The organism is Pseudomonas sp. AC112 (genome assembly GCF_979253545.1).
Map to the genome: position 1 here is coordinate 3,588,228 of NZ_CEEDCM010000001.1, position 13,108 is coordinate 3,601,335.

The following is a 13,108-nucleotide window of genomic DNA, read 5'->3' on the forward strand; positions in this document are numbered from 1 at the left end:
ATGTGCCATAAAAAAGGCGACTGGGCCATGGCCACAGTCGCCTTTATGTTTGCAGGGGAAGCGCTTACTGCACTTCTACCGCCAGGCTTTCACTGATCTTTTTCTGCCAGATGGCAGGACCGGTGATGTGCACGGATTCGCCCTTGCTATCGACTGCAACGGTCACCGGCATGTCTTTCACGTCGAACTCGTAGATCGCTTCCATGCCCAGTTCGGCGAAGGCAACAACCCGCGATTTCTTGATGGCTTGCGCCACCAGGTAAGCGGCGCCGCCCACGGCCATCAGGTACACGGCTTTGTGGTCCTTGATCGCTTCGATAGCGGTTGGGCCGCGCTCGGATTTGCCGATCATGCCCAGCAGGCCGGTTTGCTCGAGGATCTGACGGGTAAATTTGTCCATCCGCGTCGCGGTGGTCGGACCGGCTGGGCCAACCACTTCTTCGCGCACCGGATCAACCGGGCCGACGTAGTAGATGAAGCGGCCCTTGAGGTCCACTGGCAGGCTTTCGCCCTTGTTCAGCATCTCGACCATGCGCTTGTGCGCAGCGTCGCGGCCGGTGAGCATCTTGCCATTGAGCAGCACGGTTTCGCCCGGCTTCCAGCTCTGCACTTCTTCCGGGGTGAGGGTGTCGAGGTTGACACGGCGGGCCGATGGGCCGGCTTCCCAGACGATTTCCGGGTAGGCGTCCAGCGGTGGCGCTTCCAGCGACGCCGGGCCCGAGCCGTCGAGCACAAAGTGCGCGTGACGGGTGGCGGCGCAGTTGGGGATCATGCACACCGGCAGGGAGGCGGCGTGGGTCGGGTAGTCCATGATCTTCACGTCGAGCACGGTAGTCAGGCCACCCAGGCCCTGGGCGCCGATGCCCAGTTGGTTGACCTTCTCGAACAGCTCCAGGCGCATCTCTTCGATACGGTTCTGCGGGCCGCGCTTCTTCAGCTCGTGGATGTCGATGGACTCCATCAACACTTCCTTGGCCATCACCGCGGCTTTCTCGGCGGTGCCGCCGATGCCGATGCCGAGCATGCCCGGTGGGCACCAGCCGGCGCCCATGGTCGGAACGGTCTTGAGCACCCAGTCGACGATCGAGTCGGACGGGTTGAGCATGGCCATTTTCGACTTGTTCTCGGAGCCGCCGCCCTTGGCTGCCACGTCCACTTCCACGGTGTTACCCGGGACGATGGAGTAGTGGATCACCGCTGGGGTGTTGTCCTTGGTGTTCTTGCGCGCGCCTGCCGGGTCGGCCAGGATTGAGGCACGCAGGACGTTTTCTGGCAGGTTGTAGGCGCGACGCACGCCTTCGTTGATCATGTCGTCCAGGCCCATGGTGGCGCCATCCCAACGTACGTCCATGCCCACGCGCACGAACACGGTGACGATACCGGTGTCCTGGCAGATCGGGCGATGGCCGGTGGCGCACATGCGCGAGTTGATCAGGATCTGGGCGATGGAGTCACGGGCCGCTGGCGATTCTTCGCGCAGGTAGGCTTCGTGCATAGCCTGGATGAAATCAACGGGGTGGTAATAGGAAATGAATTGCAGGGCGTCGGCAACGCTCTGAATCAGGTCGTCTTGCTTGATCACGGTCATGAGTCGCGCTCCTCTACAAGGGAACATTCAATAAAGGTGGGCTCAGTGAAGTGCATCGGTCGGCTGAGCCCACCTTTCCAAGGCGCGTCGCCAAGAAGAGCAAGTATTGTTGGCGCGACGCTAAAAAGGCGCGGCAGTATAACCCGGCGCGGTGGCCGATACACCCGACTATGGTCAAACTGTCGCAGGCATGATTCCCTGTGCACGCCCCTTGTGATGAGTCCTTATATGCCTGAACTGTACGTCGGCGAACGCCATTGGTCGGTACCGGCCGGCAGCAACCTGCTGGATGCCTTGAACCAGGCGGGTGTGGCCGTGCCCTACAGTTGCCGCGCCGGCAGTTGCCATGCGTGCCTGGTGCGATGCCAGGGGGAGGTCGAGGACAAGCAGCCCGAGGCCTTGAGCCCGGCGCAACGTCAGGACGGCTGGCGCTTGGCGTGCCAGTGCCAGGTGAGCGGGGACCTGCGCGTCGAAACCTTTGATCCTACGCGTGATGGGTTGCCGGCCCAGGTGGTGGGTATCGATTGGTTGAGCCCGAGCGTGTTGCGCCTGCGCCTGCAACCCGAGCAAGGCCTACGCTACCGGGCTGGGCAGCATCTGGTGTTGTGGGCGGGACAAGTGGCGCGGCCCTATTCCATGGCGAGCTTGCCCCAGGATGACCCATTCCTGGAGTTTCACCTCGATTGCCGACTGCCTGGCGAATTCAGTGATCTTGCCCGCCAGTTGCAGCTGGGCGACCGTTTGCGGCTGGGCGAACTGCGCGGCGGCGCGCTGCAATACGATCCTGACTGGCAAAGCCGATCGCTGTGGCTGCTGGCGTCCGGCACCGGCCTTGGCCCTCTTTGGGGCGTGTTGCGTGAGGCCTTGCGCCAGGATCATCAGGGCGACATCCGCGTGATTCACCTGGCTCATGATGCTGAGGGGCATTACCTGGCCGAACCCCTGGCGCAGCTGGCTGCACAGCATCCCAACGTGACGGTGGAGCTGTGGACGGCGGCGCAGGCGGCCCAGGCATTGGCGCAACTGCGGCTTGTTTCGCGGCAAACTCTGGCTTTACTCTGCGGGCACCCTGTCAGTGTCGAGGCGTTTTCCAAGCGTCTGTTCCTGGCGGGACTGCCGCGTAATCAACTGCTGGCCGATGTGTTCCTGCCCCGTGGTTGAGCGCTGAACTCTACAGCCGCGAGATTCGCCATGACCGATGCCATCCTGCAACACCGCGAACGCGGGTTGCTGACCTTGCAGCTCAATCGCCCCGACAAGAAAAACGCCCTGACCCGCGCCATGTACACGCAACTGGCCGAGGCACTGGAGCAGGCGGACGCGGACACAGACCTGCGCTGCGTGCTGATCCAGGGCAGCAGTGACTGTTTCACCGCCGGCAACGACATTGGCGACTTTCTCGAACAGCCGCCCAGCGATCTCGACAGCCCCCCGTTTTACTTCATGAAAAGCCTGCTCAACTGCCGCAAGCCGGTGATTGCTGCGGTGGCGGGCGCAGCGGTGGGCATTGGTACGACCCTGTTGCTGCATTGCGACCTGGTGTACATCAGCCGCGATGCGCGGTTGCGCATGCCGTTCGTCAACCTGGGGCTGTGCCCGGAGTTTGGGTCGAGCCTGATCCTGCCGAGATTGCTGGGGCATGCGAAAGCGGCTGAATTGTTGCTGTTGGGTGAAGGGTTTACGGGTGAGCAGGCGGCGGCGTGGGGCATTGCCACCGAGGCGTTGGGCAGCGGCGAGGCGGCCTTGGCCAAGGCACGGGAAGTGGCCGAGCGTTTCGAAACCCTGGCGCCGGGGGCAGTGCAGGTGACCAAGCAATTGATGAAAAGTGTTGATCGTGAGCAGTTGCGGCAGGTGATCGAGGAGGAGGGGGCGCTGTTTACCCAGCGCTTGAGATCGCCTGAGGCGATTGCGGCGTTGTCGGAGTTTATCGCTCGGCGCTGATCAACCTGTGGGAGCGGGCTTGATCGAGTTCGGCACGAATGCTTGAAATGCAAAAAGCCCCGCCATTCACAGGGCGGGGCTTTTGTTTTTCAACGTGTTACTCAGTACTGCGGGTCGCCCACGTGCAGGATCTTCATGCCATTGGTGCCACCGGTGGTGTGGTAGCTGTCGCCCTTGGTGAGGATGACCCAGTCGCCTTGCTCTACGACGCCGCGTTTGACCAGCTCGTCGATAGCCTTCTGGCTGACTTCGTTCGGTGCCAGCGAAGCCGGGTCGAACGGAATGGTGTACACGCCACGGAACAGCGCCGCGCGAGCCTGGGCTTCGCGGTGCGGGGTGAACGCGTAGATCGGCACCGACGAACGGATGCGCGACATGATCAACGGCGTGTAGCCACTTTCGGTCAAGGCGATGATCGCTTTAACGCCCGGGAAGTGGTTCGCGGTGTACATGGCGGCCAGCGCGATGCTCTGGTCGCAGCTTTCGAACTCTTTGCCGATGCGGTGGCTGGAGGTCTTGCTGGTCGGGTGCTTTTCAGCGCCGAGGCAGATACGCGCCATGGCTTGCACGGCTTCCAACGGGTACGGGCCGGCGGCGCTTTCGGCCGAGAGCATCACGGCGTCGGTGTAGTCGAGCACGGCGTTGGCCACGTCGGACACTTCGGCACGGGTCGGCATAGGGTTCTGGATCATCGACTCCATCATCTGGGTCGCCACGATCACCGCTTTGTTGTGGCGGCGTGCGTGCAGGATGATCTTCTTCTGGATACCGATCAGCTCGGCGTCACCGATTTCCACGCCGAGGTCGCCACGGGCAACCATGACCGCATCGGAAGCCTTGATCAGGCCGTCGAGGGTTTCGTCGTCGGCCACGGCTTCGGCACGTTCGATCTTCGCCACCAGCCAGGCGGTACCGCCAGCCTCGTCGCGCAGCTTACGGGCGTATTCCATGTCGGCGGCATCACGTGGGAAGGACACGGCGAGGTAGTCCACTTCCATTTCGGCGGCGAGCTTGATGTCGGCCTTGTCTTTTTCTGTCAGGGCTGGAGCCGTCAGGCCACCACCACGGCGGTTGATGCCTTTGTGGTCGGACAGCGGGCCGCCGATGGTCACGGTGCAGATCAGCTCGGTGCCGGTGGCGGTGTCGACGCGCATGACCACGCGGCCATCGTCCAGCAGCAGCTCGTCACCGACGCCGCAGTCCTTGACCAGGTCCGGGTAGTCGATACCCACGACTTGCTGGTTGCCTTCGGTCAGCGGGTGGCTGGTGGAGAAGGTGAAGGTGTCACCGATCTTCAGCTCGATCCGTTTGTTGGTGAATTTGGCGATACGGATTTTCGGGCCTTGCAGGTCACCCAGCAGTGCCACGAAGCGGCCGTGCTTGGCGGCCAGGTCACGCACCAACTTGGCGCGAGCCTTGTGCTCGTCCGGGGTGCCGTGGGAGAAGTTCAGACGGGCAACGTCCAAACCAGCCAGAATCAGCTGTTCGAGGACTTCCGGCGAGTTGCTGGCCGGGCCAAGGGTGGCGACGATTTTGGTACGACGGACGGACATGCACAGACTCCTGAGTTCAAGCGCTGAGGAAGGCTACTATGCTCTTTCGTTGTAGTCATTGTTCGTTTGCACTACTTATCGATGATTGACTTGTTTTCGCTGCGGCTGAATATGAACATCCTTGAAGATTTTGGGCGAGGGGTCGATACACTGCACAAGACAGGAGAACCCTCATGCGAATTTTGCTCATTGCTGCCCTGGCCGTCAGTGTTGTCGGCTGCACCCGTTGGTCGATGGACCATCATTTGAACAATGCCTACCGCGCCTACAAGGTCGGTGACTGTGAGCGTGTCACGCTGGAGTTATCCCAGGTCGACCGTGAAAGCCGCACCCGACGGTATGTGCAACCAGAGGTGTCGATGTTGCGCGGGCAATGCCTGGAGCGGCAAAAGCTGTTCGTCGACGCCGTGCAGACCTATCAATTCATCATCAATCAATACCCGTCGAGCGAGTACGCCTACCGTGCTCGCGCAAGGCTCGACACCCTGCAACAACTGGGGCATTACCCCGGTGCAAGTATCGCTCAGCCGCGTCCAGCGTCTTTGTGATGATATTCGTCATCTCATAACTGGCCCGTTGCCAGTCTTGGGCTATCCTTTGAATGTCCGTTTGTACAAGTTTCAATGCAAACGGATGTGGGGCCCGGGCTCGGCGGCTGTCTGGCGGCAAACTGTTGCCTGATGTCGCACCGAGATCCAGGGGGAACGGGCGTTTTTTGCTTGTTCCGCATCACTGGCACGGCCTTAGTCATGGCCACTGGATGGCGATCACACCATGTTTACCGACCGACGGATCGAGCGGCATCAGCTACCTTGTTTTCTGCAAGTATTTAACCGGCTCACCGATAGACCCATCGGCTATTTGGGCAATGTCTCGAGAGATGGGCTGATGTTGATCAGCCAATTGCCCATGATGGTCGGTGTGGACTTCGAGCTGCGTTTGAAAATCCCCGCCGCTGACGGCACCTTCCATCCCATTGATCTTACGGCGAGCTGCCTGTGGAGTCATGAGGATGTCAACCCGCAGCACTACGACTCCGGGTTCAGTGTGCTCCAGGCGCCTGAGGCCTATGGGCAACTCATCGACGTACTGTTGCATTACTTCAGTTTTGATCCATTGCAGGCTTCGGCCTAGGCACGGCGCGCTGTCGACCCGACCGAGGGAGTTACTGCCCAGGCCATGGTCGTGCGCCGTTTTTCAAAGCATGCCGGCTTTCTTCCAGCCCAGGTAGCGTGTCACCAGGGCTGGTCCCAGTTCAGATGGCAAGGTGTCCACGACCGACAGGCCTTGGGCGCTGAGGCGCTCGTGCAGTTCGTCACGGGTATTCAAGTAGTCGATAGTGCCACTGTAGGCGAGGGCTTCGGGCAGGGTTTGCACAGGGGCCTGGCGCAATTGATCGAGTACTTCTTCGCGCAAGCTGGCCACCAGCACCCTATGCTGGCGGCTGATACGCTTGACGGCGGTCAGCAGTTCTTCGTCGTCCTCGTCCCGAAGGTTGCTGACCACGATCACCAATGCGCGGCGCTTTTGCCGAGCCAGCAACTGGCTGGCCGCCGCCTGGTAATCAGCAGCCTTTCGGGTGGTATCCAGGTCGTACACCGCGTTGAGCAGCAGATTCAACTGGCTACTGCCTTTGACCGGCGCCAGGTAGCGCGGTTGGTCGTTGGCAAAGGTGCACAGCCCCACTGCATCTCCCTGGCGCAAGGCAACGTAGCTGAGCAACAGGCACGCATTGAGGGCGTGGTCGAAGTGGGACAGTTCGTCATCCTGGCTGCGCATACGCCAGCCGCAATCAAGCATGAATACGATCTGTTGGTCGCGCTCATCCTGGTATTCACGGGCGATGGGCGTGCGTTGTCGGGCGGTGGCTTTCCAGTCGATCTGGCGCAGGCTGTCGCCGTCGCGAAATTCGCGTAGCTGATGGAACTCCAGCCCCAACCCACGCCGTTGACGTTGACGTACACCCAGTTGGCTCAGCCAGTTGTCCACGCCCAATAGTTGTGCACCGTACAGTCGGGCGAAATCCGGGTAGACGCGGGTGGTGTCGCTCACCTCGATAGAGCGGCGTGCTGACCACAGCCCCATTGGGCTGGGCAAGTGGATTTCGCAGCGGCTGAAGCTGAAGTGCCCGCGCCGCAGGGGACGCAGGCGATAACCCAGGTCACTGCGCCCACCGGGGCGCAGCTCGATGGCTTGGGGCATGTCTTCTACGTTCAATCCGTCGGGGACATGATCGAATACCCGCACTGTCAGTGGCTGCAGGAAGTCATGCTCCAAGGCCAGGCGTACCTCGCCCCAGCGGCCCAGCGCCAGGCTCCCGGGCATTTGCCGCTGCACACGGGGGGATGGGCGGCGTCGCAGGCGCATCGCATCCAGCATCGCCAACAACAACAGCGCCAGCAGCAAGCCCCACGCCACCGAGTGCAAGGTGTCGGGCACTTTGAACTGCAGCGCGGATGCCGCGCCCAGTAGGATGCCCAGGCCCAGCAATACGCCAAGCCAGTTCAACAGCAGCCGGGTCGGTTTCATGGGCGAGTCATTGCCGGGGTGCCGGAATCTGATCAAGCAGTTGCTGGAGCACCTGGTCAACCTCCAGCCCGTCTATATCCAACTCTGGCGCGATACGCACCCGATGGCGCAATACGGCCAAGGCGCACCCCTTGATATCGTCCGGAGTGACGAATTCACCACCGCGCAACAAGGCGCGGGCGCGGGCGCCACGTACCAGGTCAATCGAGGCGCGCGGCCCGGCGCCGATGGCCAGCCCTGGCCAGCTACGGGTGGCGCGTGCCAGGCGCACGGCATAGTCGAGTACTTGTTCGTCCAGGGCCAGATCACTGGCAACCTGCTGCAGTTGCAGCACATCCCCGGCCTGCAACACCGTACGCAATGGGTGTACATCCAGCATGTCGGCCCGCGACGAGCGCGTGACTTCGCGCACCATGTCCAGTTCCTGCTGCGCGTCGGGGTAATCCATGCGCACTTTGAGCATGAAGCGATCCAGTTCCGCCTCCGGCAGGGGGTAGGTGCCTTCCTGTTCGATGGGGTTCTGGGTCGCCAGCACCATGAACGGCTGGCCGATGGGCAGCGCCTCGCCTTCGAGGGTCACCTGCCGTTCCTGCATGGCCTCAAGCAAGGCTGCCTGGGTCTTGGCTGGAGCGCGGTTGATTTCGTCGGCCAACAACAAGTGGGTGAACACCGGCCCCTTGCGCAGCTTGAACTGTTCGGTATGCAGGTCATACACGGCGTGGCCGGTGACATCGCTGGGCATCAGGTCCGGAGTGAACTGGATCCGTGCGAAGTCACCCTCGAAGCAGCGCGCCAAGGCACGTACCAACAGGGTTTTGCCCAGCCCCGGCACACCTTCGAGCAGCACATGGCCACCGGCGATTAATGCGGTCAGGACGTCGTCGATCACGGCGTCCTGGCCAATCACCGCTTTGCGCAGTTCAGTGCGCAGGGCCTGGGCTTGCCCACTGGCGTGTTGTAGGGATTCGCTGGTCAAGGCAGTGGCGCTTGGGAAATCACTCATAAGGCATTCCTGAGGGTTTGCAGGCACGCCACCTGACGGCTGAAATCGGCGCTGGAAAGCCGTTTCGCCGGGAGTGGGCCAAGGGCCTGGTTAATGATGTGAGGGGGCTGGCGCGTCAGGCGTTCAAGCACCCGCCGTTGTTCTGCGCTATCGAGGTGTTCGAAGCCAGTGTGACGCCGCCGGGCCGCACGCAAGATATCGCGCTGCAGGGCTTGCAGCAGCGTGCCCTGGCCGCTACGGCGCAGCAGGAAGTCGGCACTGGCTTTCAGGTGTTCCTGCAATTGGCGGCGGGCGTTGGGTGCGGGCGGTTGGATTGGGCCTTGACGCATACCTGCCCGCCAGAATGCCAGGGCGACAAGGGCAATGAGTGCCACCAAGGCCTGGGGGAAGTAGCGCAGCAGCAAGGTAAACAGGTCGTCGAAATCGCTGTTGAACAGCATCGTCACGGCGGTGCCCTGGTTCAGGTACCACAGCAGCCAGGCATTATCGTGCTGGCCTATGTTGGGGGTTTTCCACAGGTCACTGTCTGTGATCACCGTGACGCTACCTTCCCCGAGGTCGAGTTGCATCAGGTGGCTCGACCGTGCGCTATTGGCCGAAAACTGTGCCAGGTGCCTGGGGTCGGTAAGGTTGAAGTCTGTGTCGAAACTGAAATACGCCGATGGGGTTTCATTGTCGACGTAGAGTTTGGTCAAGTCCGGCGCTGTCTTTTTGCGCGGCGGTTTAGCGGAAGCGGCAGGCTCCTCAGGTTCGTCACTCAAGGTTTGATGGATATACAGGCGGTCGAGCAACAGGTCACCGCTTTTGCCAGTCTCCTCATCCCAAAGCGCCTCGGCCACCAGCAACAGATGGCCACCGGACTTGGCCCAGGCCAGCAGTTGCTCGACTTGGCGTGGCGTCATATTACTGCGCTCACCGAGCAGCAACAGGCTGTTGCCCTTGGACGGCAAGGTGGTCAGCCGCTCCAGGCTATTGGCGTGTTCAACTGTCAGGCCTTGTTCGCGCAGGAAGTGTTCGGCCGCCAGGTAGGGGTTGGCCAAGGCTTCTGGTGAGGGGCCGCGATCCACCACTTCATCGTAGGGAATCGCCTTGCTCCACGCGTAGTAACCGCCCGCTCCAAGCAAGCACGCCAGTAGAAGCCCCACCCACAGCAATAGCCGGTTCATTGATTGCTCCCCGAGCGGAACAGGGTGCGCCAATCACTGCACAGTTTTTGCTGAGCAGAGAGGGGAGGAAAGCGGTGACCGTAGGCGAGGTTTTGCCAGTGCCGGGTCAATTCATCACTGAAAGCCAGCAGTTGTGGTTGCTGCAACTGGTGAACCCGTTCCAGGACCTGGCCTTCAGTGTCAGCATTTTTCAGCGGTAGGTTGAAGTCATGCAGCAGTCGGCTGAGCAGACCTCGATACAACAGTCCGAGTGCTTCCCTTGGCTGCGTTGCCCACAGGCGCTCGGCGGCGCTGGCAACATCGTCGGGCAGGGTATCGGTACCCAGTTCAAGGCCGAATAGTTGCGTGGGCACGGGTTTGATGGTTTGGGTTTTGCGAGGCCCGCGCCGACTGACGAAGGTGCGCAGCCATTCGCGATATCGCCACGCAAGCATGATCAGGCCACCGATCAGAAGGCCCCACAACAGCACCTCAACGCCTTGTGCGATGTGCTTGAAGGTGTTGCTGTTGAGGTTGTCCAGCAGCGCTTTCAGCCAGGCGGGAAGCTGGACGTCGCCGTGGGCCTTGGCTTTAACGGCAGGCTTTTCTTCGCCGAAGCGATAGCGGGTAACGGTCTCCGGGTTTTTGAAAGGCGGTTTTTCCAGCAGTGATTTGATCGACTGACTCGCGCCTTGGGTGCTCAGGGGTCTTGGGGGCGGGGACGTATCAGCCATGACGGGTGGGCTGAGCGGCAGCAATGTCAGTCCGATCACCAGCAATAACATCGGCGCCACACCGCTCAGGCGCTCACGAAGGCGGCGAAAGACCAATTCCAGGTCCCAGGCCTCCAGCACGGTTCGGCGATTAAGGTAGAGGCTGAATCCGCAGGCGACATAGATAGGCTCCCAGAACACCAGGATCAAGGCGTAGAACGCGTTGCCCAGGTGTTCCAGCCACAAGCCTTCCGAGCTGGTTGCCAGTACCAGGCGTTGCCAGTCCCAATCCATCTCGACGTTCTGCGGAATAAATAGATAGAACAGCGCCATGCAACCGAACCACAGCCCGATCTCCAGGTGCACACCGACGGTAGTCAACCAACGCGCGGCGCCGGCATTGCGTTGCTGCAACACGCCCAGGCGTTTCTGGCGTGCCGGGCCATCCAGGCCTTCGAGCTGGCTCACCGGCATCACAAAGCTACGGCTCAGGCTGAGCCGCCGCCACGTCAGGCTGGCCAACAGCTGGCCCTTGAGCAGGCGCGGCCATTGGCGCACGGCCTGTTTGATGCTGGGTGTTTCGCCAAACAAGGCTTTGGACAGGATGTACAGCGGCAAGCGGTCAAACGCGGGCTTGAGCCACCAGAACAGAAACATCGCCGTGGACGGAGACTTCCACAGCAGTGCAGTGAGCAACGCGAACACTGGCAGGGTCACCAGCGCCCAACTGCTCATCAACAGCACGCGGTTTTGCCGGGCCATCAATACGCCAAGATCCATGGCTTCCCAGGCAGTACGTGGGCGTATGACCACGCTGGCATCACTGAGGCGCATGGTAAGCCCTTCCTGCAAGGCTCAGGTAAGCAGCCACTAGGATCCATAAGATTGCGCCGACCAGGTATTTGACCCAGGGCGCGATCAGGGTGGTCGAGGACCAGTAGGCTTCGATAAAGGCTGCGATCAGCAAGAAGATCATTACACCGCACAACATCTGCACGCTCTTGCGGGCTGCCCGCCGCAATGATTCTCCACGGGTCAACTGACCGGGAGCGATCAGTGCCCAGCCCAGCTGCAAGCCAGCGGCACCGGCGAGGGCGATCGCCGTCAGTTCGAATGCACCGTGGCCGATGACGAATGACCAGAAGGTTTGCCCATAGCCGATTTCGGTCAGGTGCCCTGAAACGGCCCCGATGACCAGGCCATTGAAAATCAGGAAGAACACACTGCCCAGCCCGAACAACAGCCCGGCGGCAAATGTCTGGAACGCGATACCGATGTTATGCATGACGTAGTAGCCGAACATCATCCAGTCTTCGCTCGAGGCGCGCTCGGCGGCGCGACCCAGGCGGCTTGCATCGGGGTCATACATGCCCTGCATCTCGGCCACTTGTTGCGGGCTGACGATGCTGTAGATAAGGTCGGGAAACAGGTACACCAGCAGTGCGATACCTACCAGGCTGCCAAAGAACAGCAGGCTGGCTATCAGTACGAAACGCCACTGTTCCCGCACCAGGCGAGGAAAATCGGCGAGTACGAAACCCAGCACATTTGCCGCCAATTGGCTGCGATGACGGTAAAGCTGTTGATGGCCGCGCAGGGCCAGTTGTTGCAAGGGGTCTACCAGGTAGCTGCTATAGCCGCGCTCCTGTGCCAAGGCCAGGTGCTGGCACAGGCGCCGGTACTGATGGGGAAAGTCAGACACGTCACTGGCCTTGACCTTGCCCTGTTCCAACTGTTGCAGGCGCTCGGCAAAGGCGTGCCATTGGGGCTGGTGACGGGCTTCGAAGAGGCTCTGTTTCATGTCGGCCCCAACAGGCCACGGGCCACGCCATTGAGTTGTTCCGCGGCTCGGGCTGGGGATACCTGCAACGGAGTGGCGAGAATCGAGGCCAACTCGTGAACGCGCTCCGTGGACAGTTCACCCTGGCGCTCCGCGAAGCCAAGGATGGCCCGTTGCTCGCTCAGGTCCAGGGCAAAGGGCAGGCGCAAGGCCGCAGCCTGAGGAATCTGGGGACGCACCAGTGGCTGTTCCCGATAGATCACCAATGTACCGGCGGCCAGGTCGCCGAGGCGCTTGAAATGAGGATGCTGCAGGCAACTGATAGCGCCGAGAAAATAGCCGAACGGCAACATGTCGACAAACCGCAGCAGGTTGCGGATCAGTGACGCGGACCAGCCAATCGGGGTGCCGTCATCTTGTACGACACGCAACCCCATGACCTGTTTACCTGGCGAGCAACCCTGGTTGAGCACCTCGAACAGCACCATGTACCACCAACTGATCAGGAACAGCAGCAGCGAGCCCAGGCCGATCCCGACGTTGCCCAGCAAGGCCAATGGCACCAGCAGAACACCCATGACCACCCCACGCAGGCACAGGTCAAAGGTAAAGGCCAACACGCGTGGCACCAGGCCGGCAGGGCGCAGGGGCAGGTCGATGCCCTCCGGGGTCTCGATCTGGTAGCGGGTGTCCAATGGGGTTGACGGCATCGCGATCCTTGGCAGTGCTGAATGGCTGGAGACACGGATGCTAGCAGTGTCGGTGATGGAAGCAACCATTCAAGACTTTACTGGATGTTTGTACAGTGTATTTGCTGCTGGTCGCGGATACCGTTCAGCGCCTAGACTTTGTCGAT

At 61.2% G+C, this 13,108-nt stretch carries 12 protein-coding genes; 4 read left to right on the top strand and 8 right to left on the bottom strand.

The features are described 5' to 3' along the window. Positions 1 to 64 precede the first annotated feature (64 nt). Entirely contained in the window at positions 65 to 1,588 is a 1,524-nt protein-coding gene (locus AC0IYN_RS16535) for a fumarate hydratase (protein ID WP_027605509.1), read from the bottom strand. A 228-nt stretch (positions 1,589 to 1,816) separates the two neighbouring features. Between AC0IYN_RS16535 and AC0IYN_RS16540 the strand changes: the two genes are divergently transcribed. Beyond that, positions 1,817 to 2,749: an iron-sulfur-binding ferredoxin reductase gene (locus AC0IYN_RS16540; protein ID WP_471842335.1), complete on the top strand. Its 933-nt coding sequence runs from the start codon at positions 1,817 to 1,819 to the stop codon at positions 2,747 to 2,749. Positions 2,750 to 2,779: 30 nt separating this feature from the next. Next, on the top strand, positions 2,780 to 3,529 hold the full coding sequence (locus AC0IYN_RS16545; RefSeq protein WP_406598846.1) for an enoyl-CoA hydratase-related protein: 750 nt from the start codon (positions 2,780 to 2,782) through the stop codon (positions 3,527 to 3,529). Between the two features lie 101 nt (positions 3,530 to 3,630). Here AC0IYN_RS16545 and pyk read toward each other — a convergent pair whose 3' ends face one another. Next, positions 3,631 to 5,082 carry a pyruvate kinase gene (gene pyk / locus AC0IYN_RS16550; RefSeq protein WP_406598845.1) on the bottom strand — a complete coding sequence of 484 codons (1,452 nt, stop codon included), beginning with the start codon at positions 5,080 to 5,082 and terminating at the stop codon, positions 3,631 to 3,633. Between the two features lie 173 nt (positions 5,083 to 5,255). Here pyk and AC0IYN_RS16555 point away from each other — a divergent pair, with 173 nt between their 5' ends. Together AC0IYN_RS16555 and AC0IYN_RS16560 are read left to right on the top strand one after the other, a co-directional pair. After that, a complete protein-coding gene (locus AC0IYN_RS16555; protein ID WP_100492212.1) occupies positions 5,256 to 5,630 on the top strand; it encodes a tol-pal system YbgF family protein in 375 nt (124 codons plus the stop codon). A 226-nt stretch (positions 5,631 to 5,856) separates the two neighbouring features. After that, positions 5,857 to 6,216, top strand: coding sequence for a PilZ domain-containing protein (locus AC0IYN_RS16560; RefSeq protein WP_457239263.1), 360 nt, complete (start codon positions 5,857 to 5,859; stop codon positions 6,214 to 6,216). A gap of 63 nt (positions 6,217 to 6,279) precedes the next feature. Here AC0IYN_RS16560 and AC0IYN_RS16565 read toward each other — a convergent pair whose 3' ends face one another. From AC0IYN_RS16565 to AC0IYN_RS16590, 6 genes are read right to left on the bottom strand one after another with little or no spacing between them, the layout of a single operon-like run. Further along, positions 6,280 to 7,611: a DUF58 domain-containing protein gene (locus AC0IYN_RS16565; RefSeq protein WP_471842336.1), complete on the bottom strand. Its 1,332-nt coding sequence runs from the start codon at positions 7,609 to 7,611 to the stop codon at positions 6,280 to 6,282. 7 nt (positions 7,612 to 7,618) lie between these two features. After that, a complete protein-coding gene (locus AC0IYN_RS16570; protein ID WP_471842337.1) occupies positions 7,619 to 8,614 on the bottom strand; it encodes an AAA family ATPase in 996 nt (331 codons plus the stop codon). Beyond that, positions 8,611 to 9,780 carry a DUF4350 domain-containing protein gene (locus AC0IYN_RS16575; RefSeq protein ID WP_471842338.1) on the bottom strand — a complete coding sequence of 390 codons (1,170 nt, stop codon included), beginning with the start codon at positions 9,778 to 9,780 and terminating at the stop codon, positions 8,611 to 8,613. The genes AC0IYN_RS16570 and AC0IYN_RS16575 overlap by 4 nt, the downstream gene beginning before the upstream one ends. After that, positions 9,777 to 11,306, bottom strand: coding sequence for a DUF4129 domain-containing protein (locus tag AC0IYN_RS16580; protein ID WP_406598840.1), 1,530 nt, complete (start codon positions 11,304 to 11,306; stop codon positions 9,777 to 9,779). The genes AC0IYN_RS16575 and AC0IYN_RS16580 overlap by 4 nt, the downstream gene beginning before the upstream one ends. Then, positions 11,293 to 12,273: a stage II sporulation protein M gene (locus AC0IYN_RS16585; RefSeq protein ID WP_406598839.1), complete on the bottom strand. Its 981-nt coding sequence runs from the start codon at positions 12,271 to 12,273 to the stop codon at positions 11,293 to 11,295. Before AC0IYN_RS16585 ends, AC0IYN_RS16580 begins: the two co-directional genes overlap by 14 nt. Beyond that, the gene (locus tag AC0IYN_RS16590) at positions 12,270 to 12,962 is read right to left on the bottom strand and encodes an RDD family protein (RefSeq protein ID WP_100492218.1); all 693 of its coding nucleotides are present in this window, start codon (positions 12,960 to 12,962) and stop codon (positions 12,270 to 12,272) included. The genes AC0IYN_RS16585 and AC0IYN_RS16590 overlap by 4 nt, the downstream gene beginning before the upstream one ends. Positions 12,963 to 13,108: the final 146 nt, after the last annotated feature.